Genomic DNA, 22,211 nt, shown 5'->3' with positions numbered 1-22,211 from the left:
CTGCATCATGGACCAGACAGATCGCTATGCCATCGAATTAAGAGGTATCGATAAGCGGTTCGGCGAAGTGTACGCCAACAAGCTGATCGACCTTAAGGTTCGCAAAGGCAGTATCCACGGCATTGTCGGCGAAAATGGCGCCGGTAAGTCCACCCTGATGAGCATCATTTATGGTTTCTACCATGCCGACAAAGGCGAGATGCTGATCGACGGGAATCCTTTCAAACCCCACGGCTCACAAGATGCGATTGCCGCAGGCGTGGGCATGGTTCACCAGCACTTCATGCTGGTCAATAACTTCACCGTATTGGAAAACGTCATCCTCGGCGCTGAGAACGGCTGGCACCTTCAGCAGAGCGTGGCGTCAGCCGAAAAGCTGCTGGGCGAACTGGCGCGAGACTACGGCCTCGACGTGCCGCTGCACGAGAAGGTCGAAGATCTGCCGGTTGGCTTGCAACAGCGGGTCGAAATTCTCAAGGCGCTCTATCGCGGCGCCCGCATCCTGATCCTCGACGAGCCGACCGGGGTACTGACTCCGCAAGAGGCGGATCACCTGTTCGAGGTGCTGAAAAAGCTGCGGGATCAGGGGGCGACCATCATTCTTATCACCCACAAGCTGCGGGAGATCCTGGCCATTACCGATCAGGTCTCCATCATGCGCCGTGGCGAGATGGTGGCCCACGTCGCCACCAAGGATACCGACAAGGAGCAACTGGCCGAACTGATGGTGGGCCGCAAGGTGCGCCTCAAGGTCGACAAGGGGCCAACCCAGCCCGGTGAAGCCAAGCTGAAGATCGAAGGGCTCAGCTATTTCGACGCCAGCAAGGTGGAGCGGGTCAAATCGGTCAGCTTCGAGGTGCGGGCCGGTGAAGTGGTCGGCATCGCCGGGGTCTCCGGCAACGGTCAGTCCGAACTGCTCAGCCTGCTTGGCGGCATTCTCAAGCCGAGCAAGGGGGGCTTCACCATCAGCAGCCGCAGCGGCGTGCACAAGGTGAGCGCGGAGCACCCGGCCGATCCCGAACTGGTGCGCAACTACGGCCTCGGTCATGTGCCGGAAGATCGCCACAAGATGGGGCTGATCAACCGCTTCGAGGCGAAAGAGGCCTTTATCCTCGGTTATCACCGCCGCCCGCAATACAACAAGGGGTGGCTGCAGAACAAGGAGGCGATCCAGCAGGATTGTCAGGCCAAGATGGAGAAGTGGGACGTGCGCCCACCCCATCCCGATCACAAGACCGCCAACTTCTCCGGCGGCAACCAGCAGAAGCTGGTGATTGCCCGTGAAGTGGAGCAGGACCCGGATGTGCTGTTGATCGGCCAGCCGACCCGCGGGGTCGACATCGGCGCCATCGAGTATATCCACCAGCAGATCATCGCCATGCGCGACAAGGGCAAGGCGGTGTTGCTGGTCTCGGTGGAGCTGGACGAGATCATGAGCCTCGCAGATCGCATTCTGGTCATTGCCGATGGCCGCATCGTCGGCGAGTTGGATGGTGCCAAGGCGGATGAGCGCACTATCGGCCTGATGATGGCGAACATAGTGCCGGACGAAGTAGCCAAGGAGGCCCACTGATGAGCCAAGTACGTATTCCTGCCTGGGTCTCCGTAGGCGTCTTGTCTGCGGTCAACATCCTGCTGGCCTTCCTGGTGTCGGCCATTCTGTTCTACTACCTCGAGATCAACCCGGTCGATGCCGCCAAGATCATGTGGTACGGCGCGTTCGGCACCGGTGAAGGGGTCGGCTTCACCCTCTACTACGCAACCGGCTTTATCTTTACCGGTCTGTCGGTGGCGGTCGCCTTCCACGCCGGTCTGTTCAACATCGGTGGTGAAGGTCAGGCCTATATCGGTGGGCTCGGTGTCGGTCTGGTCTGTCTGACGCTCGGCGATGTGCTGCCGTTTGCCCTGCTGTTGCCGCTCTCCATCATTGCCGGTGGTCTGTTCGGTGCGGCCTGGGCTTTTATTCCGGCCTGGCTGCAAGCCAAGCGCGGTAGCCATATCGTGATCACCACCATCATGTTCAACTTCATCGCCGCCTCGCTGATGGCCTATCTGCTGGTGGAGGTGTTCAAGCCGCCCGGCTCGATGGCGACCGAGAGCAAGGTGTTTGCCGAGGCAAGCTGGCTGCCCAAGATGAGCGGGCTGGCTAGCCTGTTCGGGATGGAGATCCCCAACAGCCCGCTCAATATCAGCTTCTTCTGGGCGCTGATCTGTGCAGTGTTGGTGTGGGTCTTTATCTGGCACACCCGCTGGGGTTACGAGATCCGCTCGGTCGGCGCCAGCCAAAGTGCCTCCGCCTACGCCGGTATCTCCTATCCCAAGGTGGTGATCCTGGCCATGGTCATCTCCGGCATGCTGTCGGGCTTCTTCGCCCTCAACGTGCTGCAGGGTGAACTGCACCAGATCAAGCTCAACTTCGTGGAAGGGTTCGGCTTCACCGGTATCGCGGTGGCGCTGATGGGGCGCAACCATCCGGTCGGCGTCATCATCGCCAGCCTGCTGTTCGGTTTCCTCTATCAGGGGGGCGCCGAGCTCAGCTTCGAGTTCGGTGTCGACCGCAACATAGTGGTGGTGCTGCAGGGTCTGGTGATCCTGTTCTGTGGCGCCCTTGAGCACATGATGCGCCCGCGCATCGAGCAGCTCTATCTGGCATTTGCCAACCGCTCAGCCGCGCAAGCTAAAGGAGTCTGATCATGTTTGAAATTCTGATCCTGATGCTGGATGCGACCATTCGTACTGCGCCGCCGCTCATTCTGGCGGCCATGGCGGGCATGTTTTGCGAGCGCTCCGGGGTGGTCAACATCGCGCTGGAAGGCAAACTGCTGGCGGCAGCGTTCGCCAGTGGTGCGGCTGCGGCGGTCTCCGGTTCTGCCTGGGTAGGTCTGGGTGCCGGGGTAGGTGTCTCCATCCTGTTCGCCCTGATGCACGGCTTTGCCACCATCACCCATCGCGGTGATCAGGTGGTGAGCGGCATGGCCATCAACATTCTGGCGGCCGGTCTGACCGTGACGCTGGGTCGTTACTGGTTCGATCAGGGTGGCCAGACTCCGGCACTCTCCGGTGATGCCCGTTTCGCCCCCATCGATCTGCCCTATGCCAAGGAGCTGTGGGATGTGCCGGTGATCGGCCAGCTCTACAGCGAGCTGCTGAGCGGCCACTCCCTGCTGGAGTACGTGGCATTTGCCTGTGTGCCGCTGGCCTGGTGGGTGATGTTCCGTACCCGCTTCGGTCTGCGTCTGCGGGCGGTGGGCGAGGCGCCCGCAGCGGTCGATACCGCCGGTATCTCTGTGGTGCGGATGCGCTACACCGCGCTCCTCATCGGCGGCCTGCTGGCCGGTATCGGTGGCACCTATCTGGCGGTCGCCCAGACGGCCCAGTTCATCCCCAACATGAGTGCGGGCAAGGGCTTTATGGCGCTGGCGGCGCTGGTGTTCGGCAAGTGGCGCCCCTGGAATGCCATGGCTGCCTGCCTGCTGTTCGGCTTCCTCGATGCGGTCGCCATCCGCCTGCAAGGGGTCAGCATCGGTGGCTTCGCCATTCCGGTGCAGGCCATCGAGGCACTGCCCTACATCCTGACCGTGTTCCTGCTGGCCGGTTTTATCGGCCGTGCGGTGGCACCCAAGGCACTTGGTACACCTTATGTGAAGGAGCGGGAGTAGCGCCCTCTATCGCGATACTCCCGGTCACGCAAATAACAGCAGGTCCACTTCGGTGGGCCTGTTCTTTTATGGGCGGGATGGGGCAGACCTGCCGGGAGCTGGATGGTGTGATAGAGGGTGACAATGGCGTGAAGGGATAAATGGGCTGCGCGAGTTGCCGCAGGTCGTGGTTGACGTACAGGCGCTGACCCCTCTGCCAACACCATCAAAAACCCCCTCGTATCAGGAGGGGGTTGCAGAGGTTATTGCCGGATTAGCCCTGAGGATCAGGGTGCCAGCACCAGCTTGTAGACGCCAAAGCCGGGGTGTTTGGCATCGGTGGGTGGCAGGGTCTCCACATAGTTCAGCTTGCCGCCGGTCAGGGCTTGCGCTTCGCTGCGTGGCGAGCTGTAGATGCGCAGATCCAGATTGGCGGGCAGGGGGGCCAGCTGCCAGTTGTTGTCTGCCGGGGGCTCGAAACCGGCCGGATTCTTCTCTGCCAGATCCTTGAGGTATTCGGAGAGCACTTCGCGGGTTTCGAACTGATCTTCATGGACGATCACCTTGGCGTTGATGCCCGGGAAGTTGCCACCACCGCTGGCGCGGTAGTTGTTGGTCACCACGTAGAACATCTGGGTCGGGTCGATTGCCTTGCCCTGATAGGTGAGGTTGGTGATGCGGTAGCTGTCGCTCACCTTGTTGCCATCCACATCGTAACGGGCGGGTTTGGTCACATCGACCTGATAGTTCACCCCGTCGATCACGTCGAAGTTGTAGGTGCGGTACTTCTCGTTCACCAGCCACTGGGTAGCGGTGCTGGCGGCATCGATCTTGTTGAACTGGACGGCACTCTTCTCCAGCCACTCCTGTACGGTCGCGCCATTGATGGCGACCACCTGCAGGGTGTTGGGGTAGACATAGAGGTCGGCCACGTTGCGCAGGGAGATATTGCCAGCCGGTACATAGGTGAAGTCGGTCGGGCCGTTGCGACCGCCGCGGAATGGTGCGGCGGCGGAGAGGATGGGCCATTTCTCCTTGAGCTGACCATCCTGTTGCAGCTTCTTGGCATGCCACAGCTGGGCGTCGCTGACGATCTGGATGGAGGGGTCATCCTGCACCAGCGCGAAGAAGCTGTGGATTGGCTTGGTGATCTTGCTGAGGGGCTCGTCCAGCCACTGGTTGGCCTGCTCGTGCTCGGCAATGACCTGATCGACCACCGCCTGATCTTCGGTGCTGCTGGCGCTGCTGTCGATCTTGCGCAGCTGGGACTGGCTGGAGGCCACTTCCCAGCGACCCTCTTTCCAGGTCATGTGCAGGTCGATGATGCCGAGGTGGTTGCCCCAGACGCCCGGCATCACGGTCGGTACCCCCGCCAGGGTGCCTTTCTCGTTGTCCACGTCGGTCATGTTGGGGTAATCGCCCGGGAAAGTGCGGTGGGCGTGGCCCAGCAGCAGGGCATCGACCCCTTTCACCTTGGCCAGCGGCAGGGCGGCGTTCTCCATCATGGGTTCGCGCGGGTCACCTATGATGCCGGTGTGGGCCACGACCACGACGATGTCAGCGCCCTTGGCGCGGATTTCGGGTACATAGTGCTCGGCGGTCTCGACCATATCGGCCACCACCACCTTGCCTTCCAGATTGCGCTTGTCCCACTGGGTGAGCTGGGGGGGAGTCAGCCCCAGCACCCCGACCTTGATGGTCTGGGTGTTGCCGTTGGCATCCTTCACCTGACGATCCAGCACCACATAGGGTTTGAACTTCTGCTTGCTCCAGTCGATGGTGCCCTTGCCATCACGGCTGAAGGCATCGGCCTGAAAGACGTTGGCGTTGATGTAGGGGTAGTTGGCCCCTTTCAGGGTCTCTGAGAGGAAGTCGAGACCGAAGTTGAATTCGTGGTTGCCCAGGTTGCCGACATCATAGCTCATGGTGTTGAGCGCCTTGATGGCGGGGTGGGTCTGCTTGCTCAGCCACTGCTGTTTGACCTGCTGGTCGTGGATATAGTCGGCCAGCGGGGTGCCCTGGATCAGGTCGCCGTTGTCGATCAGCAAGTTGTTGGCGTTTTCTTCGCGGGCCTTGCGGATCAGCACAGCGGTGCGGGCGAAGCCCAGCGAGGCATCCGGCTTGTTCTGGTAGTAGTCGTAACTCAGCAGGTTGGAGTGGATATCAGAGGTTTCGATCAGCCGCAGAGTGAGATCACCGGGGGCCTGAGAGTTGTTGTCGTCACAGCCGGACAGCAAAAAGATAACTGCCACCGCGCTCAGTTTGAGGGTGGTTTTCATTGTTGGATTCTCTTGTTATGGGTATGCCAGCGTGGTGCATTCTATCGACAGCAAAAGAATCCTATTGTGAGCAGGCTGGCAATTCGGGCTAATTACCCTCCTGTTAATAGAGTTATGACTCTGATTTTCATCTGTTTTTTCGGGTCGCTACCCTCGCTGCTTTTCCGCCGTTAGTCACCCTGTCGTTACCGCAGTGCGGTCGGGGCAAGCGGCGCGGTCTGCCGCTCCTGCGAGGCTGTAATGGTTGGTTACAGATCTCCATTCGACTGATAGATGACCTTTCCCTTAAATTCAGCGGCGATTGATTGCATCTAAAAATTACAAAGCGACAGCAAGGAATAAAAACTCATGAAAATGCACAACAAAGCGCTGCTGGCCATCGCCTGCGCTGCGGCCCTGTCTGCCTGTGACAGCGAAAAAGCTGCCAACAGCATCGCCAAGCGGGTGCCACTGGCCCTGCCGGAGGCGGGTCTTTACCAAGCGAATCTGCTGAGCCGCGACGGCGACAAGGCGACGCCGCGCATGATCAAGGATCTGGATGGTCTGGCGCTGGTCTACCCGAAGGGTGAAACCGTGCAGTACTGGGGTGTCTGGGTGGGTCATCAGGTGGGCAAGGTCGAGACCAACAGCCAGTGGCTGGGTCAGGCTGACCAGAAAGCCGACAAAGACGGGATCTACCCGGTGCAGTTGATCCGCAACAGCGAGCGGCTCGGTACCAGCACGGCGCTCAGCTCGGTGACCAACGACCACAACCTCATCACCTTCCAGGATCAGCCGGTCATCGATCTGCAGGGCAAGGAGATCAAGCGCTGGGTTTTTGATTTCACTCGCACCGGCACCAAGTTCTCCGACAACTCCCCCATCTATTCCGGTTTCAGCGGTCATGTGGCGGTGACAGCCCTGACCACCAAAGCGGTGACCACGGCCAGCTGGAGTGCCACGGACAGCGATGGCTTCAGCAGCGACATGGTGGGCAAGGTGGATACCACCAACAACGGCGGCAAGCTGACGGTAGCGATCGAGTTTCCGGCGGCAGGTTGTACGCTGGTGGGCGAGGGGAGTGCCACTGCCGGGTTGAGCAAGCTGACCATGACCGGGTTTGGCAAGTGCAACTTCAAGCAATCCGCTGCCGCCACGCCGATCGAAAACCTCTGGAATGCTGCTCTGGCCCGGGCGATGGATAACCGCGTCGCCTATGTCACCACCTATACCACGGATGCCAAAAAAGAGGCGCTGGCCATCGGCTTCCCCGACACCAATGGCTTGCTGATCACCGCTGACAAGCGATAAGCAGCTAACGGCAGGGGTGGGCAAACGCGCCTGAAACAACAAGGGAGCCAGTGGCTCCCTTGTTGTTTTCAACGCACGGTTTACAGCAGGAACAGGGTCGCCAGCCCGAGGAAGATAAAGAAGCCGCCGGTATCGGTGATGGCGGTGATCATCACGCTGGCACCGACTGCCGGGTCGCGGCCGAGGCGGGTCATGGTCATGGGGATAATCACCCCCATCAGGGCGGCCACCAGCAGGTTGAGCATCATGGCCAGGGTCATCACGGCGCCGAGCGCCGCATCCTGATAGAGCAGATAGGTGGCGATGCCCATGGTGCCGCCCCACACCAGCCCGTTGATAAAGGCGACGCCAAGTTCCCGTAGCAGCAGGAAGGAGAGGTTGCCTGTCTGAATGTGCTGCAGCGCCAGCGCCCGCACTATCATGGTGATGGTCTGGTTGCCGGTGTTACCGCCGATCCCGGCGACGATGGGCATCAGGGCCGCCAGCGCCACCAGCTGGGAGATGGTGTGCTCGAACAGGCCGATCACCCGCGAGGCGACAAAGGCGGTGCAGAGGTTGATGGCGAGCCAGGCCCAGCGGGTCTTGACCGCCTTGGAGACCGGGGCGAACACGTCTTCATCCTCGCTGATGCCCCCCATCCGGCGCAGGTCGGTGTCACTCTCCTCATAGACCAGATCCACCACCTCTTCGACGGTGAGGCGGCCCATCAGCTTGCCCTTGCCATCCACCACGGCGGCGGAGAGCAGGTCATCCCGTTCGAAGGTGCGGGCGGCCGCTTCGTCGTTATCCTCCGGATCGAAGGTGACCGGATCACGCTCCATCACGTCGCTCACCAAGGTAGCGGGCTTGTGCAGCAGGACAGTGGTGAGGGCCAGCTCCCCCAGCAGGTGGTTGCGCCGATCGATGACGAACAGCTTGTCGGTGTTGGCGGGGATCTTGCCGCGCAGCCGCAGATAGCGCTGCACCGTGGCGAGCGTCACCTCGGGGCGGATGGTGATGATCTCGAAGTCCATCATGGCGCCGACGGTGTGCTTGCCGTAGCGGATCACCTCCCGCACCCGATCCCGCTCGGCGGGGGCCATATAGGTGAGCAGCCGCCCCATCAGGTTGCGGGGCAGGTACTGGCCCAGATAGATCTGATCGTCGATATCCAGGGTGCGCAGGGCGTGCAGCAGCTCCTTGTCGCTCATCCCGCTGATAAGGCTGTCCCACACCGTCTCCGACGCTTCGACCAGGATCTGGCCGCGCTTCTCCTCCTCCACCAGTGCCCACAGGGCATGACGCTCATCGGGCGGCAGCGATTCCAGCGCATCGGCGACGTCGGCGGCGGGCAACCCGTTGACCAGCGTTGTGAGTTCGCTGGTCTGATCGCGCTGCTCGGCATCCTGCACCACCTGCGGATCGAGCAGGCTGTCGGTGAGGGCGTCATCGCGTAGCAGCAGGGTGAGAATGCGGGATCTGTCATCCGCGCGCTGCCGGGCGCTGTTCTTGATGGGAAGAGACATGGGATGAATTCCTGAGATGGTAGCCAAGGGCTCAATGCCCATAGGATACCAGACTTAAAACAACAGGTTATGACCGTGATAGGAGAAGAGGGAGGTAAAAGTGAGGCCACCTGCTGGTGGCCTCATGGTGAGTTGCCGAGAATCCCTCAGGCGAGGGCTCGCTGGCGCTGCGGTGCCTCGCCAAACCAGGCGAGCCGGTCGGCCAAAGTGACCACCGAGCCCACCATGATCAGCGCCGGGCTCTCGACCCCCACCGCTAGTGCGGGTAGCTCATCGAGGGTGCCGCGAATGACCCGCTGGCAGGGTTGGGTGCCGCGCTCGATCAGCGCCACCGGGGTATTGCCTGCCTTGCCGTGGGCCAGCAGCTGCTCGCGGATGGTGGCGCAGGAGGAGAGCCCCATATAGAAGACCAGCGTCTGCCGATCTTTGGCCAGCAGCGGCCAGTCGAGATCCCGGGCGCCCCCCTTGCCGTGGGCGGTGACGAAGCGCACGCTCTGGGCGTGGTCGCGATGGGTCAGCGGAATGCCGGCGTAGGCGGCGCAGCCGCTGGCCGCGGTGATCCCCGGTACCACCTGAAAACCGATGCCGCTGCCGACCAGCGTCTCCAGCTCCTCGCCGCCACGGCCGAAGATAAAGGGGTCGCCCCCCTTGAGCCGCACCACCCGTTGCCCCTTCTGCGCCTCCTCCAGCAAGAGCTGGTTGATCCCCTCCTGCGGCACGCAGTGGTTGCCCGCCTGCTTGCCGACGAAGATGCGCTTGGCATCCCGGCGCACCAGCGCCATCACCTCGTCGGAGACCAGTCTGTCATAGACCACCACGTCAGCCTGCTGCATCTGGCGCAGGGCGTGCAGGGTGAGCAGGCCCGGATCGCCGGGGCCAGCTCCCACCAGCACTACTTCGCCAGCGCTCTGGCTTTCGTCGGCAAACAGGTTGTCGGCCAGCTGGTGGGCAGAGGCGCTATCGCCCCGCGCCAGCGCCTGACCGAGCCGATCCGCCCCGAGCAGCCGCTCCCAGAAGCGGCGCCGCTCGCCCATGCTGGCGAAGCGGGCCTTGACCCGATCCCGCAGGCTGCCGGCGAAGGTCGCCACGGCCCCCAGATGTTGCGGCAGCATAGCTTCCAGTTTTTCCCGCAGCAGCCGGGCCAGCACCGGCGCCTTGCCACCGGAGGAGATGGCCACCATCAGCGGTGAGCGGTCGATGATCGACGGCATGATGAAGCTGGAGCGTTTCGGGTCATCCACCACGTTGGCAAAGATCCGCGCCTGATTGGCGCTCTGGTAAACCAGCGCATTCACCTCGCGCCGATCGGTTGCTGCCACCACCAGCCACTTGCCCGCCAGTTGCTGCGGTGCAAATTCACCCGCCAGCCACTCGATGCTCCCGTTGGCAGCCAGTTCCGCCAGCTCGGGGTCGAGCTCGGGTGCTACGACTGTGAGGTGGGCACCGGCATCCAGCAGCAGGCGCGCCTTGCGCTCCGCTACCTCGCCGCCGCCGACCAGCAGCACGGGTTTGTTGTCGAGTCGGCAAAAGATGGGCAAGTAGTCCATGGGGCCTCCGGATCAGGCGGTTCGGGTCTGGTTGGCGGTGCTGGTGGTCTCGCTCATTGCGACCGGGCGCTCCGCCTTGGGGGTGGCATACCAGTAGCCGAGGCCCATAAAGAGGACGCCGGAGACGGTGTTGCCCAGCGTCACCCACAGCAGGTTGTGGCCGATGCCGCTCAGGGTGTAGGCCTCCGAGTGGGCGCCAAACCAGGAGAGAGCGAACAGGGTCATGTTGGCGACCGAGTGCTCGTAGCCGGAGGCGATAAAGGCCAGCAGGCACCACCAGATGGCGATGAAGCGGGCGGCCCCTTCGGTGCGCAGCGCCATCCAGATGGCGAGGCAGACGAGCCAGTTGCACAGCACGCCCTTCATAAACAGGGTCAGTGCCGGTGCCTGGGTTTTGGCCAGTGCCACCTTGTGGGCCAGACTGCCTGCGTCCGGCAGCAGGCTGCCGCCGTAGGAGTAGATGAGCGCCACCACGATGGAGCCAATCAGGTTGCCGACCCAGGTCTGCGGCAGGATGCGCAGCAGGTCGGCCATGGTGATCTTGCCCGCCTTCACCCCGAAGGTGAGGAACATGGTGTGGCCGGTGTAGAGCTCGGAGCCGGCGATGATCACCAGCGTCAGGGCGATGCCGAAGGTGGCCCCCATCACCAGCGGCCGGATGGCGGGATCCACCAGATTGCCGAGGGTGAAGATCAGGATGATGCCGAGGCCCACATAGGCCCCCGCCATGGCGGAGCTGAGCCAGAAGCCGAGCTTGTCGCTGCGCTCGAAGCAGTTGATGCGGGCCGCGTTGGCGGCGCACTTGTTGATGGTTTCCGTGTACATCTTGTGAGTCCTTGAAAGGGCTGCCCTCTGGCAGCCCGAAAGAGAGTGAGATCGGTTTTAGACGGCGACCCAGACCTGCTGGTCGCGCACTTCAACGGGATAGCTCTGCACCGACATCGCAGGGTTGTCGAAACAGTGGCCATCGCTCAGGCGAAAGCGCTGCTTCTTGAGCGGGCTGGCGACCCAGAGCTCGCCGTCGTGTTCGCAAATCAGGCCCCGCGACAGCACGTTGGCGGCGAAGAAGGGATCCCGGTTGTCGATGGCGAACACCTCGGCCGCCGCGTTCGGGCGAAACAGGGCGATCTGGCGCCCCTCGATCAGAGCGCAGACACCGGTTCCCGGCAGGATGTCGTTGAGTTGGCAGGCTAATTTCATCATTTGGTTTCCACCTCGATCTGGTAGACGGGGATGCGCTCGGCCGGGGTCGCCGGTCGGTGCTGGTCGCGCTCGGCGACGAACTGGACGTCCGGGTCGCGCTTGTCGCTGTTGATGAAGTGGCTGAATCGCTTGAGCGCCTCCTCTTCATTAAGGGTGCGCGACCATTCGCACTCGTAGCTGTCGATCAGGGTCTGGATATCGCGCTCCAGCGTCTCGGCCAGCCCCAGCTTGTCGTCGACGATCACTTCGCGCAGGTAGTCGACGCCCCCTTCCAGATTGCCGAGCCAGACCGAGGTGCGCTGCAGTTTGTCGGCGCTGGTGACGTAGAACATCATAAAGCGGTCGATCAGCTTGATGAGGGTCTCGCGGTCGAGGTCGGACGCCAGCAGGTCGGCGTGGCGCGGCTTCATGCCGCCGTTGCCGCCCACATAGAGGTTCCAGCCCGCGTCGGTGGCGATGATGCCAACGTCCTTGCCCTGCGCTTCAGCACATTCACGGGTACAGCCGGAGACGCCGAACTTCATCTTGTGCGGGGTGCGAATCCCCTTGTAGCGGTTCTCGAGGAAGACCCCGAGGCCAACGCTGTCCTGCACGCCGAAGCGGCACCAGGTGCTGCCGACGCAGGTCTTGGCCATGCGCAGCGCCTTGGCGTAGGCCTGACCGGTCTCGAATCCGGCCGCCAGCAGCTTGCGCCAGATGGCCGGCAGATCATCCTTCTGGGCCCCGAACAGGCCGATGCGCTGGGCGCCGGTGATCTTGGTGTAGAGCTTGTAGTCGCGGGCCACTTCGGCCACCGCCAGCAGCCCTTCCGGAGTCACTTCGCCACCGGCCATGCGCGGGATGACGGAGTAGCTGCCGTCCTTCTGCATGTTGCCGAGGAAGATGTCGTTGGTGTCCTGCAGCGGGATGTTGCGCGGGCTCAGCACATGCTCGTTCCAGCAGGAGGCGAGGATGGAGCCGACGGTCGGTTTGCACACCTCGCAGCCATAGCCCTGACCGTGCTTGGCCAGCAGCTCGTCGAAGCTCTTGATCCCCTCCACCTTGACCAGATGGAACAGCTCCTGACGGGAGTGGGGGAAGTGGGCGCAGAGGTGGTTGTTGACCTCGATGCCCTGCTTAACCAGCTCGGCGTTGAGCACCTGACTGATGAGCGGCACGCAGCCGCCGCAGCCGGTACCGGCCTTGGTCTGCTGCTTGATGGCGGCAAGGGTGGTGTGACCCTCGGCCACCGCCTTGGCGATGTCGCCCTTGGAGACGTCGAAGCAGGAGCAGATCTGGGCGCTTTCCGGCAGGGCATCCACCCCCAGCGTCGGCTTGGCACCGGCGTAGGCGGGCAGGATCAGGGTGTCCGGGTGGCTCGGTAGCGGCAGGGCGTTGAGCATCATCTGCAGCAGGTTGCCGTAATCTTCCACGTCACCCACCAGCACGGCGCCGAGCAATCGGCTGTTGTCTTCGCTCACCACGATCTTCTTGTAGACGCCGGCCTGATCGTCCTGAAACACATAGCTGTGGCTGCCCGGGGTGCGGCCGTGGGCATCGCCGATGGAGCCGACGGAGACGCCGAGCAGCTTGAGCTTGGCGCTCATGTCCGCCCCCTCAAAGCGGCTGTCGCCGCCGAGCAGGTGGTCGACGGTGATCTGGGCCATCTTGTAGCCCGGCGCTACCAGCCCGAAGAAGCGGCCCTGCCAGGCGGCGCACTCGCCGATGGCGTAGATGTCGGGGTCGGAGGTGAGGCAGTGATCGTCGATGACGATGCCGCCGCGCTCGGCGATAGCGAGATCACCGTAACGGCCCAGAGTATCTTGCGGGCGAATGCCGGTGGAGAAGACCACCACATCCACTTCCAGCTGGCTGCCGTCGGCAAAGGCGAGGCGGTGTTTCGCCTGCTCGCCGCCATGCATCAGGATCTCGCTGGTGCTCTTGCTGGTGTGTACCTGCACCCCCATGGATTCAATCTTGCGGCGCAGCAGCTGGCCGCCCTGACCGTCGAGCTGCTCGGCCATCAGCACCGGAGCAAACTCCACAACGTGGGTCTCGAGACCCAGCGCCTTGAGGGCACCTGCCGCTTCAAGGCCAAGCAGACCGCCCCCGATCACCACCCCGCTCTTGCCGCTCTTGGCGGCGCTGCGGATGGCTTTCAGATCCTCGATGGTGCGGTAGACGAAGCACTCGTGGTGCTGACTGCCCGCAATGGGCGGCACCCAGGGGTAGGAGCCGGTGGCCAGCACCAGCTTGTCGTACCCGACCACAGTGCCCTTGTTGGAGTGCACTTCGCGGTTGGCCCTGTCGATTTTTTTCACCGCTTCGCCGAGCAGCAGGCGGATGCCGTGCTTGTCGTAGAAACCGGGTTTGACGAGGGAGAGATCTTCACTGGTGTGATGGGAGAAGTAGGAGGAGAGATGGACGCGATCGTAGGCGGGACGGGGTTCTGCACCGAAGACGGTGATCTCGTAGCGGCCCGGCTCGGCCCGCTCGATCAACTCTTCGATGAAGCGGTGCCCCACCATGCCGTTGCCCACAACGACCAGTCTGACTTTGCTCATGATTGCCTCTAGTTTGGAGTAATAAAACATCATTCTGGGGCTAGGCTACCCAGTCAGTCGGGGCGGGCAATTGATGCAAATCAAGTGTCTATTTATATATCTCGTCAGGGGTAATTCGATAAAATTCAAAGATATATAAAAATAGGTATACCAGTTGATGATTTCTGGGCTGGCTCGGGGTGAGGAGTGGTGGAGGGAAAGCCCGATTTACCCACGGCCGGGGAGTGAAAACTTCTGTCGGAAAAAGGCCGGCCTCGCACTGGGCGAGACCGGCATCAAAGGGCATCAGCTGAGCAAGGCGGCGCGTCAGGCGATATGGCGGCGGAACATGGCGAGCGCCAGCGACAGGGTGACGCCGGCGATGGCGAGCAGCGGCCAGAGCAGGGGCCAGGCGGCCGACCAGTCAAACCCCTTGAGGAAGACCCCCTTGAGCAGCACGATGAAGTGGGTGAGGGGGTCGATGGCCGCCAGCCACTGGAACACCTGCGGCATGTTCTCTACCGGCGAGATGTAGCCCGAGAGGATCACCGCCGGTACGGTGAAGGAGAAGACTCCGAGAAAGGCCTGCTGCTGGGTCGAGCAGAACGACGAGATGAAGAGCCCGATCCCGGCCAGTGCCAGCCCGTAGCAGACCATGCCCGCCATCAGCAGGCTGAGGCTGCCGGCAAAGGGAAGGTGAAAGACAAAACGGGCGGCCAGCGCGACTATGCACCCTTGTCCCACTGCCACCATGATGCCGGGCACCGCCTTGCCCGCCATGATCCAGCCCGCGGTGAGGGGGGAGACCAGCAGCTGATCGAAGGTGCCCTCCTCCCGCTCCCGCGCGACCGAGAGGGCGGTGACAATCAGACAGCCGGTGGTGGTGATGATGGCGACCAGCGCCGGCAGGATATGCCAGTGAAACTCGACGTTGGGGTTGTAGAGGTTGCGCACCGCCAGCTCGGGTTGGCCCTTGCCCTCACTTTGCCAGCGGGCAATCACCTGACTGATGTAGCCCGCCGCCACCTGACCACCGTTGGAGCGGCGGCCATCGATAATCAGCTGCACCTTGGCCGGTTCGCCCCGCGCCAGCCGGCGCGAGAAATCCCCCGGAATAATCAGTCCGAGCAGCGCCTGCTGCCCGGTGATGGCCTCGGTCATGCCCGCCTCGCCCTGCACCGGGATGATGGTTGTGAAGGCGGGCATATGGGTGAGGCGCTCCAGCAGCTCGCGGCTCTGGGCTCCGTCATCCTGGTTGTAGATGGCCAGCGTGTTGCCGGTCACCTCCAGAGTGGCGGCGAACGGGAAGAGGGCGGTCTGCAACAGCACCGGCATGATGAGCAGAAAGCGCCCCTGAGTATTGCCCATCAGGGCCTGCAGCTCTTTTCGGATCAGCCACCAGAGTCGGATCAGCATGGGTTACTCCAGAGTGCGCCGCGTCTTGCGGGCGGTCAGGGCCAGCCAGAAACCGGCCAGCAGCAGCAGACAGAAACCGTTGACCAGCAGGATCGAGAAGACGCTGCCCGCCTGATAGAGGGTCTGCAGGGAGCTCGCGAAGTAGCGGGCCGGAATGAGGTGGGTGATGGCCCGCAGCAGTGGTGGCATGCTGGCGATCTCGAACACGAAGCCCGACAGCATCACCGCGGGCAGAAACGCAGCGATCAGCGCCGCCTGCGCGGCGTTGAACTGGCTGCGCATCACGGTGGAGAGAAACAGCCCGAGCCCGAGGGCGCTGCCGAGAAAGACGCTGGTGACCAGAAAGAGCAGCAGCAAGGAGCCGCGCCATGGCACGCCCATCACCGCCACCGAGAAGAGCAGGCAGATCAGCATGGCGATGATGCCAAGGCCATAGTAGGGCAGCAGTTTGGAGAGCAGCAGCTCCCCCTTGGGGACCGGGGTGGCGAGCAGCGCCTCCATGGTGCCGCGCTCCCACTCCCGCGCCACCACCAGCGAGGTGAGCAGGGCGCCTATGATGGTCATCACCACCGCAATGGAGCCCGGTACCAGAAAGTTGCGGCTCACCAGCGCCGGATTGAACCAGGCGCGGCTCTCTATCGACACCGGCATGGCGACCCCCTCGCCAGCGAGCCACCCCTGCCAGATCCCCTGCACATAGTTGGTGACGAAGTTGGCAGTGTTGGGCTCGGAGCCGTCGGTTAGCAGCAGCGCCTGCGGCGTACCATTGCCCTGACCGGCCATGGCGCGGGAGAAGCCGTCATCGATCACCAGCAGGCCGCGGATCTCGCCACGGGCCAGACTGGCGAGCAGGGACTCCTTGCTCGGGCCGCTGTGGATCTCCAGCGCGGTAGAGCCGCGCAGGGCCTGCTCCAGCCGCACCGCCGGGGCGCCGCTGTCGGTGCGCCAGATGCCGAGGCGCAGGTGGTCCACATCCAGATTGATGGCGTAACCCATTACCACCAGCAGTACCACCGGCATGATGAAGGCAATCAGGATGCTGCTCGGGTCACGGACGATTTGCAGCGTCTCCTTGCGGCAGAGGGCCAGCAGTCGCCGACGGTTGATGCTCATGCGTCCTCCTTGCTGGCCCGCTCGACCAGGGTGATAAAGGCCTCTTCCATTGTTGGCAAAGAACAGGTCGGCAAGGAGCCGGTTGGCAAAGAGGTCGCCGCCTCTTTGGTGGCCAGCCCCTTGAGATCGTCCGGGGTGCCGAGTGCCAGCAGCTTGCCGCGATAGATGAGGGCGATGCGGTCGCAATACTCCGCCTCATCCATAAAGTGGGTGGTGACCAGCACGGTGACGCCGTGGTCGGCCAGCGCGTTGATGTGCGACCAGAACTCGCGCCGGGTCACCGGATCGACCCCGGAGGTGGGCTCGTCGAGAAACAGCAGCGGCGGCTCGTGCAGCAGGGCGCAGGCCAGCGATAAGCGCTGGCGCAGGCCGAGCGGCAGGGATTCCGCCTTCTGATCGAGCCAGGGGGCGAGGGCAAAGGCAGTCACCATGGCGTCGATCCGCGTCTGCTGGTGGCGGCCGAACAGGCCGTAGATACCGGCGAAGAAGGAGAGGTTCTGCGCCACGGTGAGCTGCTTGTAGAGGGAGAACTTCTGCGCCATGTAGCCGAGGCGCTGGCGTGCCGCCGAGGGGCTGTGAGCCAGATCGATGCCGGTCACCAGCGCCTGCCCCTCGCTCGGGCGCAGCAGGCCGCACTCCATCTTGAAGGTGGTGGACTTGCCCGCCCCGTTGGGGCCGAGCAGGCCGAAGATCTCGCCGCGGCGCACCGCAAAGCTGACGTCATCGGTGGCGGCAAAATCGCCGAAGCGCTTGGTGAGGTGGCGCGCCTCGATCACCGCCTCGGGGGGTACCCCCTGCGGCAGTTCGGCTTCCCGCATCCCGGTTGCCAGACTCGACTCCCCGCCGGGGCCGCCGCCGAGCAGGTCGATAAAGGCATCCTCCAGCCGGGGCTGGGCCGGTTGAAAGGCGCCGTTGGCGAGATGCAGCTCCGCCAGCGGCGGAGGCGCCATGCCCGGGTGCAGCAGCAGGCGAACCCGCTCCCCCGCCACCGCGCCATCCATCACCGCCGGGTGAGCCAGTGCCCGGCGCAGCAGGGCGCGCCGCTCGCGGCCATCCAGTTGCCCCGCCTCCAGCAGCCAGCAGCGGCTGGCCATGGCCCCCATCAGATCGGCCGGCGTGCCGCTGGTGCGCACCTCGCTATTCGCCATCAGCAGCACGTGGTCGCACAGCTCCGCCTCGTCGAGATAGGCGGTGCTCCAGAGCACCGTCATCCCCCCTTTTGCCAGCTCGCGCACCATCTGCCAGAGGGCGCGGCGGGAGATGGGATCGACCCCGACCCCCGGTTCGTCCAGCAGCAGCACATCCGGGGTGCCGAGCAGGGCGCAGGCCAGCCCGAGCTTCTGCTTCATTCCGCCAGAGAGCTTGCCTGCCGGCCTTGCGGTGAAGCGGGCAAGATCGGTGAAGGCGAGCAGCCGCGCGAAGGTGGGCGTGCGTTCGGGCTCCAGTACGCCGCGCAAGTCAGCGTAGAGGGTGAGGTTCTCCAGCACGCTGAGATCCTCGTAGAGGCCAAACTGCTGGGGCATGTAGCCGAGGCGCTGACGCAGCAGATCCCCCTCGCTCACCGGATCCAGCCCCAGCACCCGGATGGTGCCCGCTTCGGGGATCAGCAGACCGGCCAGCAGGCGCAGCAAAGTGCTCTTGCCCGCGCCGTCGGGGCCGACCAGCCCGGTGATGCCGCCAGTCGGAATGGTGGCCGAGATGGCGTTGAGGGCGACCCGCTCGCCAAAGCGTTTGGTGAGCCCCTCGAGGGAGATAGCGCAGCTCATGGGGCCAGCCTGACGGTGACCGGCATCCCCTGTCGCAGGGCCGGGTCGGGATCCTGCACCACGATGCGCAGCCGGTAGACGAGGTGAGTGCGCAGGTCCGGCGTCTCCACCGATTTCGGGGTGAACTCGGAGTTCGGCGAGACAAAGCCCACCACCCCGTGATAGGGCTTATCCGGCCGCGAGTCGGTGGTGAGCGTCACTTTGGCGCCGCTCGGGAAGTGGCCGAGCCAGGGCTCCTCCACATAGGCGCGCACCCAGACCGGCGCGGTCAGGGAGAGGTTGAAGGCGGTCGCTCCGCTCTGCACCATGCTGCCGTTCTCGACGGCGCGGCTGATGATGATGCCGTCGCTGGGGGCGGTCAGGCTGGCATCTGCCAGCGCCAGTTCGGCACTGGCGAGCGCCGCTTTGGCCCCTTCCAGCTGGGCATCGGACTGGGCAATTTCCTCCGGGCGGTAGCCGGTTTCGAGCTGGGCGAGCTGTTCGCGTGCGGAGCGCACCTGCGCCTGGGTCTGATCCCGCTGGGAGCGGGCGGTATCGAGCTGACCGCGTGAGATGGCGCCGGTGGCGGCCAATGCACTCTGGCGGCGCCACTGCTGGTCGGCCTCCAGCGCAGCGGCTTCGGCGGCGGCCAGTGCGGCCCGGGCACGGTCGGTCTCTTCGCTGCGATAGCCTTTGTGGATCAAGGCGTTGGCGGCAGTGAGCGCGGCCAGATTGGCGCGGGCGCTGTCGCGGCTGTGGGTGAGGGGAACCGGATCGAGGCGGGCCAGCAGTTGACCGGCTTTTACCCTATCCCCCTCATCGACCAGCACCTGATCGACGCGGCCGCCGACCCGAAAGGCCAAATTGACGTCGCGAATATCAACGTTGCCGTAGAGGATGGAGCCGTCGGCGGGTCGCCCCTGCCACCAGAGGTAGCCACCGATAACGGTTAGCAGCAGGGCTATGATTGCAATGCGTTGCTTCATACCGCTTCTCCTTGAGGATGGCGCTGCAACCAGAGGTAACCACTGGGAACCGCCAGCAGCAGAGCTACCATCGCGATGCGTTGTTTCATGCCGCTTCTCCTTCCTTCATGTCGGTGGGGCGCAGGCCGCGTAGGGCCCATACCAGCCGCTGTCTGGCGGCCTCGGGGCTGTCTATCTGGCTGAGAAAGGGGCCGGCCTGTTCGGGCAGCCAGCCGAGCTGACGACCGCTGCCGGCGATCACCAGTGGCAGGCCGACCGACCCCATGATGAAGATCATCAGCTGGAGCGGGTGACCCGCGACCAGCGACCCTTCCGCCTGTGCCATCCGTACCTGTTCGATCAGCAGCAGGGGATGACGGCGCGGCAGGCTGAGCAGAAAGCGTTGGGCCGCCCCTTCACCCGCCAGCGCATCGCCAAACAGGTGATTGATAAAGCCGCGCTGGCGCGCCACCAGCCCGATCAGCGCCTCCATGGTCGCCTCGAACATGGCGATGGCGGAGGGGTAGGAGCCTTTGGCTGCCACCGCCTTGAGCTCGTCATAGAGGGGGGCGTACCAGAGCTCCACCAGCTCGTCGATAAAGGCGTCGCGGTTGCCGAAGTGGTAGACGAAAGAGCCGAGGTTCACCTCGGCCGCCGCCGCCAGTTCGCGTACCGTCAGGCCACGCAGCCCCTTTTCGGTGGCGATGGCGAGGCCGGTATCGAGCAGTTTCTGCCGGGTTGGATTCATCTTTCTGGTTCCTGCTGCACAGATTTCGATCTGATTTATACATATGTATAAATCAACCCCACAGAAGTAGACAGATCTTTTTATGAGCAAATTTCAGCAGAGATGAAAAACGGCGGGCGTTCGAAAGAGATGGTTTGAAAACGTCTTTGGATTAAATGGGTTGTCGCAGATAAGGGTCAGAATTCGGGCGATGGGGGTGAGATGGAGGAGGCGATTGAGAAATAAAAACGCCTCCGCGAAGGGAGGCGTTTTATCGGGAGGGGCGCGTTTACAGAATAAAGCGGCTCAGATCCTCATCCTCGACAAGCGCACCGAGGTGGGCGTTGACGTAGTCGGTGTCGATGACAAAGGTCTCGCCGGACTTCTCGGAGGCGTCATAGGAGATATCTTCCATCAGGCGCTCCATCACTGTGTGCAGACGACGGGCACCGATGTTCTCGGTACGCTCGTTGACCTGCCAGGCCGCTTCGGCCAGACGGCGGATGCCATCCTGGGTGAACTCGATATTGACCCCTTCGGTGGCCATCAGCGCCTTGTACTGATCGGTCAGCGAGGCGTTCGGTTCGGTCAGGATGCGCTCGAAGTCATCGGTGGTCAGGGCTGTCAGCTCGACCCGGATCGGCAGACGGCCCTGCAGCTCGGGGATGAGGTCGGACGGCTTGGCGATCTGGAAGGCGCCGGAGGCGACAAACAGGATGTGGTCTGTCTTGACCATGCCGTGCTTGGTGTTGACGGTGCAGCCCTCGACCAGCGGCAGCAGGTCGCGCTGTACCCCTTCACGGGAGACATCGGGGCCCGAGCTCTCGCCGCGCTTGCAGATCTTGTCGATCTCGTCGAGGAAGACGATGCCGTTGTTCTCGACCGCGGCGATTGCCTTCTGCTTCAGCTCTTCCGGATTGACCAGACGGGCCGCTTCCTCTTCGATCAGCGCCTTCATGGCCTCTTTGACCTTGATCTTGCGCTTCTTCTTCTGGTTCTGGCCCAGGTTCTGGAACAGTCCCTGCAGCTGGTTGGCCATCTCTTCCATGCCCGGCGGGGTCATGATTTCGACGCCCATCGGGGAGGCGGAGAGTTCCAGCTCGATCTCCTTGTCATCCAGCTGACCTTCGCGCAGTTTCTTGCGGAAGATCTGGCGGGTGTTGGAGTTGTCGGCTTTCTCTTCCTCACCCCAGGTGTTGCGCGGGTTGGGCAGCAGGGCGTCGAGGATGCGCTCTTCGGCGGCTTCCTCGGCGCGATATTTCATCTTCTCCATCTCGGTTTCGCGCACCAGCTTGATGGCGGCATCGGTCAGATCGCGGATGATGCTGTCCACTTCCTTGCCGACATAGCCCACTTCGGTGAACTTGGTCGCTTCCACCTTGATGAAGGGGGCGTTGGCCAGCTTGGCCAGACGACGGGCGATCTCGGTCTTGCCGACACCGGTCGGGCCGATCATCAGGATGTTTTTCGGGGTCACTTCATGGCGCATCTCTTCGTTGAGCTGCATCCGGCGCCAGCGGTTGCGCAGGGCAACGGCAACGGCGCGCTTGGCATCGGCCTGACCAATGATGTGACGATCCAGCTCGTGGACGATTTCTCTCGGGGTCATCTCGGACATGATGGTGTTCCTGTATCCGGGGCGGGCAGTGCCCACCCCTTGGGAAATTGGGTTGGCTGGCGCCTTATTTGGCAACGTAGTCCAGCACTTCGATGGTGTGGTTGCCGTTGGTGAAGACGCAGATGTCGCCCGCAATCTTGAGGGACTTCTCGACAATGCTCCTGGCATCCAGCTCGGTGTTTTCCAGCAGCGCGATGGCGGCGGACTGGGCGAAGTTGCCACCGCTGCCGATGGCGATGAGATCGTGCTCCGGCTGCACCACGTCACCGTTGCCGGTGATGATGAAGGATTTGTGTTCGTCGGCCACGGCCAGCAGTGCTTCGAGGCGGCGCAGGGCGCGATCGGTGCGCCAATCTTTGGCCAGCGCCACGGCGGCGCGCTCCAGATTACCCTGATGGGCCTGCAGTTTTGCTTCGAAACGTTCGAGCAGGGTGAAGGCGTCGGCGGTACCGCCAGCGAAACCTGCCAGCACCTTGCCGTTATAGAGGCGATGAACCTTGCGGGCGTTGCCCTTCATGACGGTGTTGCCAAGAGAGACCTGGCCATCGCCACCGATGACGACCTGACCGTTGCGGCGAACTGAAACTATGGTAGTCACTTTACTTACCTCGCTTGAGCCGAATGACGGCCTGACTGTGCATGG

Annotated in this window: 17 protein-coding genes; 4 read left to right on the top strand and 13 right to left on the bottom strand. The window is 63.1% G+C overall.

Annotated elements, in window-relative coordinates:
- The first annotated feature begins 7 nt into the window (after positions 1-7).
- From G5253_RS19590 to G5253_RS19580, 3 genes are read left to right on the top strand one after another with little or no spacing between them, the layout of a single operon-like run.
- A complete protein-coding gene (locus G5253_RS19590; protein WP_005342527.1) occupies positions 8-1,573 on the top strand; it encodes an ABC transporter ATP-binding protein in 1,566 nt (521 codons plus the stop codon).
- Positions 1,573-2,691 carry an ABC transporter permease gene (locus G5253_RS19585; RefSeq protein ID WP_421204094.1) on the top strand — a complete coding sequence of 373 codons (1,119 nt, stop codon included), beginning with the start codon at positions 1,573-1,575 and terminating at the stop codon, positions 2,689-2,691. The genes G5253_RS19590 and G5253_RS19585 overlap by 1 nt, the downstream gene beginning before the upstream one ends.
- A 2-nt stretch (positions 2,692-2,693) precedes the next feature.
- Positions 2,694-3,659, top strand: a complete 966-nt coding sequence (locus G5253_RS19580) for an ABC transporter permease (RefSeq protein WP_005340795.1) — start codon at positions 2,694-2,696, stop codon at positions 3,657-3,659.
- 266 nt (positions 3,660-3,925) lie between these two features.
- Here G5253_RS19580 and G5253_RS19575 read toward each other — a convergent pair whose 3' ends face one another.
- A complete protein-coding gene (locus tag G5253_RS19575) occupies positions 3,926-5,917 on the bottom strand; it encodes a bifunctional 2',3'-cyclic-nucleotide 2'-phosphodiesterase/3'-nucleotidase (protein WP_421204092.1) in 1,992 nt (663 codons plus the stop codon).
- 348 nt (positions 5,918-6,265) lie between these two features.
- On the opposite strand from G5253_RS19575, the gene G5253_RS19570 reads away from it, so the two are divergent.
- A complete protein-coding gene (locus G5253_RS19570; protein ID WP_216949944.1) occupies positions 6,266-7,207 on the top strand; it encodes a hypothetical protein in 942 nt (313 codons plus the stop codon).
- An 80-nt stretch (positions 7,208-7,287) separates the two neighbouring features.
- On the opposite strand, the gene mgtE is transcribed toward G5253_RS19570, so the two are convergent.
- The 12 genes from mgtE to hslV form a co-directional block, all read right to left on the bottom strand.
- On the bottom strand, positions 7,288-8,712 hold the full coding sequence (gene mgtE / locus G5253_RS19565) for a magnesium transporter (protein WP_421204090.1): 1,425 nt from the start codon (positions 8,710-8,712) through the stop codon (positions 7,288-7,290).
- A gap of 146 nt (positions 8,713-8,858) precedes the next feature.
- Positions 8,859-10,259 carry a siroheme synthase CysG gene (gene cysG, locus G5253_RS19560; protein WP_421204088.1) on the bottom strand — a complete coding sequence of 467 codons (1,401 nt, stop codon included), beginning with the start codon at positions 10,257-10,259 and terminating at the stop codon, positions 8,859-8,861.
- Positions 10,260-10,271: 12 nt separating this feature from the next.
- Positions 10,272-11,084, bottom strand: coding sequence for a nitrite transporter NirC (nirC, locus tag G5253_RS19555; RefSeq protein ID WP_421204086.1), 813 nt, complete (start codon positions 11,082-11,084; stop codon positions 10,272-10,274).
- Between the two features lie 57 nt (positions 11,085-11,141).
- Complete coding sequence (gene nirD, locus G5253_RS19550; protein ID WP_042079916.1) at positions 11,142-11,459, bottom strand: nitrite reductase small subunit NirD; 318 nt, start codon at positions 11,457-11,459, stop codon at positions 11,142-11,144.
- A complete protein-coding gene (gene nirB, locus G5253_RS19545; RefSeq protein ID WP_421204084.1) occupies positions 11,459-14,005 on the bottom strand; it encodes a nitrite reductase large subunit NirB in 2,547 nt (848 codons plus the stop codon). Before nirB ends, nirD begins: the two co-directional genes overlap by 1 nt.
- Positions 14,006-14,311: 306 nt before the next feature.
- On the bottom strand, positions 14,312-15,400 hold the full coding sequence (locus G5253_RS19540) for an ABC transporter permease (protein WP_108572113.1): 1,089 nt from the start codon (positions 15,398-15,400) through the stop codon (positions 14,312-14,314).
- Positions 15,401-15,403: 3 nt separating this feature from the next.
- Positions 15,404-16,513 (bottom strand): ABC transporter permease, encoded by a 1,110-nt coding sequence (locus tag G5253_RS19535; protein WP_421204081.1) that lies wholly within the window; start codon positions 16,511-16,513, stop codon positions 15,404-15,406.
- Positions 16,510-18,279 (bottom strand): ATP-binding cassette domain-containing protein, encoded by a 1,770-nt coding sequence (locus G5253_RS19530; protein WP_421204079.1) that lies wholly within the window; start codon positions 18,277-18,279, stop codon positions 16,510-16,512. The genes G5253_RS19535 and G5253_RS19530 overlap by 4 nt, the downstream gene beginning before the upstream one ends.
- Positions 18,276-19,244, bottom strand: a complete 969-nt coding sequence (gene hlyD / locus G5253_RS19525) for a secretion protein HlyD (RefSeq protein ID WP_421204077.1) — start codon at positions 19,242-19,244, stop codon at positions 18,276-18,278. The genes G5253_RS19530 and hlyD overlap by 4 nt, the downstream gene beginning before the upstream one ends.
- Before the next feature lie 85 nt (positions 19,245-19,329).
- Positions 19,330-19,971 carry a TetR/AcrR family transcriptional regulator gene (locus G5253_RS19520; RefSeq protein ID WP_421204075.1) on the bottom strand — a complete coding sequence of 214 codons (642 nt, stop codon included), beginning with the start codon at positions 19,969-19,971 and terminating at the stop codon, positions 19,330-19,332.
- Between the two features lie 268 nt (positions 19,972-20,239).
- Positions 20,240-21,568 carry an HslU--HslV peptidase ATPase subunit gene (hslU, locus tag G5253_RS19515; protein ID WP_167557283.1) on the bottom strand — a complete coding sequence of 443 codons (1,329 nt, stop codon included), beginning with the start codon at positions 21,566-21,568 and terminating at the stop codon, positions 20,240-20,242.
- Between the two features lie 64 nt (positions 21,569-21,632).
- Complete coding sequence (gene hslV / locus G5253_RS19510; protein ID WP_204384878.1) at positions 21,633-22,166, bottom strand: ATP-dependent protease subunit HslV; 534 nt, start codon at positions 22,164-22,166, stop codon at positions 21,633-21,635.
- Between the last annotated feature and the right edge of the window lie 45 nt (positions 22,167-22,211).

Source organism: Aeromonas sp. 602658, assembly GCF_049173005.1.
In the GTDB taxonomy this organism is placed as follows: Bacteria; Pseudomonadota; Gammaproteobacteria; order Enterobacterales; family Aeromonadaceae; genus Aeromonas; species Aeromonas veronii_A.
Note: the sequence above shows the minus strand (reverse complement) of the source record. Positions and strands in the feature narration are given on the sequence as shown.

Excerpts from the sequence above, each read along its gene's own strand:
- G5253_RS19575 (WP_421204092.1), bottom strand. The coding sequence starts at position 5,917 with ATGAAAACCACCCTCAAACTGAGCGCGGTGGCAGTTATCTTTTTGCTG.
- G5253_RS19535 (WP_421204081.1), bottom strand. The coding sequence starts at position 16,513 with ATGAGCATCAACCGTCGGCGACTGCTGGCCCTCTGCCGCAAGGAGACG.
- cysG (WP_421204088.1), bottom strand. The coding sequence starts at position 10,259 with ATGGACTACTTGCCCATCTTTTGCCGACTCGACAACAAACCCGTGCTG.
- nirC (WP_421204086.1), bottom strand. The coding sequence starts at position 11,084 with ATGTACACGGAAACCATCAACAAGTGCGCCGCCAACGCGGCCCGCATC.
- G5253_RS19570 (WP_216949944.1), top strand. The coding sequence starts at position 6,266 with ATGAAAATGCACAACAAAGCGCTGCTGGCCATCGCCTGCGCTGCGGCC.
- G5253_RS19540 (WP_108572113.1), bottom strand. The coding sequence starts at position 15,400 with ATGCTGATCCGACTCTGGTGGCTGATCCGAAAAGAGCTGCAGGCCCTG.
- hlyD (WP_421204077.1), bottom strand. The coding sequence starts at position 19,244 with ATGAAGCAACGCATTGCAATCATAGCCCTGCTGCTAACCGTTATCGGT.
- mgtE (WP_421204090.1), bottom strand. The coding sequence starts at position 8,712 with ATGTCTCTTCCCATCAAGAACAGCGCCCGGCAGCGCGCGGATGACAGA.
- G5253_RS19590 (WP_005342527.1), top strand. The coding sequence starts at position 8 with ATGGACCAGACAGATCGCTATGCCATCGAATTAAGAGGTATCGATAAG.
- G5253_RS19530 (WP_421204079.1), bottom strand. The coding sequence starts at position 18,279 with ATGAGCTGCGCTATCTCCCTCGAGGGGCTCACCAAACGCTTTGGCGAG.
- G5253_RS19585 (WP_421204094.1), top strand. The coding sequence starts at position 1,573 with ATGAGCCAAGTACGTATTCCTGCCTGGGTCTCCGTAGGCGTCTTGTCT.
- hslU (WP_167557283.1), bottom strand. The coding sequence starts at position 21,568 with ATGTCCGAGATGACCCCGAGAGAAATCGTCCACGAGCTGGATCGTCAC.
- nirB (WP_421204084.1), bottom strand. The coding sequence starts at position 14,005 with ATGAGCAAAGTCAGACTGGTCGTTGTGGGCAACGGCATGGTGGGGCAC.
- G5253_RS19580 (WP_005340795.1), top strand. The coding sequence starts at position 2,694 with ATGTTTGAAATTCTGATCCTGATGCTGGATGCGACCATTCGTACTGCG.
- G5253_RS19520 (WP_421204075.1), bottom strand. The coding sequence starts at position 19,971 with ATGAATCCAACCCGGCAGAAACTGCTCGATACCGGCCTCGCCATCGCC.
- nirD (WP_042079916.1), bottom strand. The coding sequence starts at position 11,459 with ATGAAATTAGCCTGCCAACTCAACGACATCCTGCCGGGAACCGGTGTC.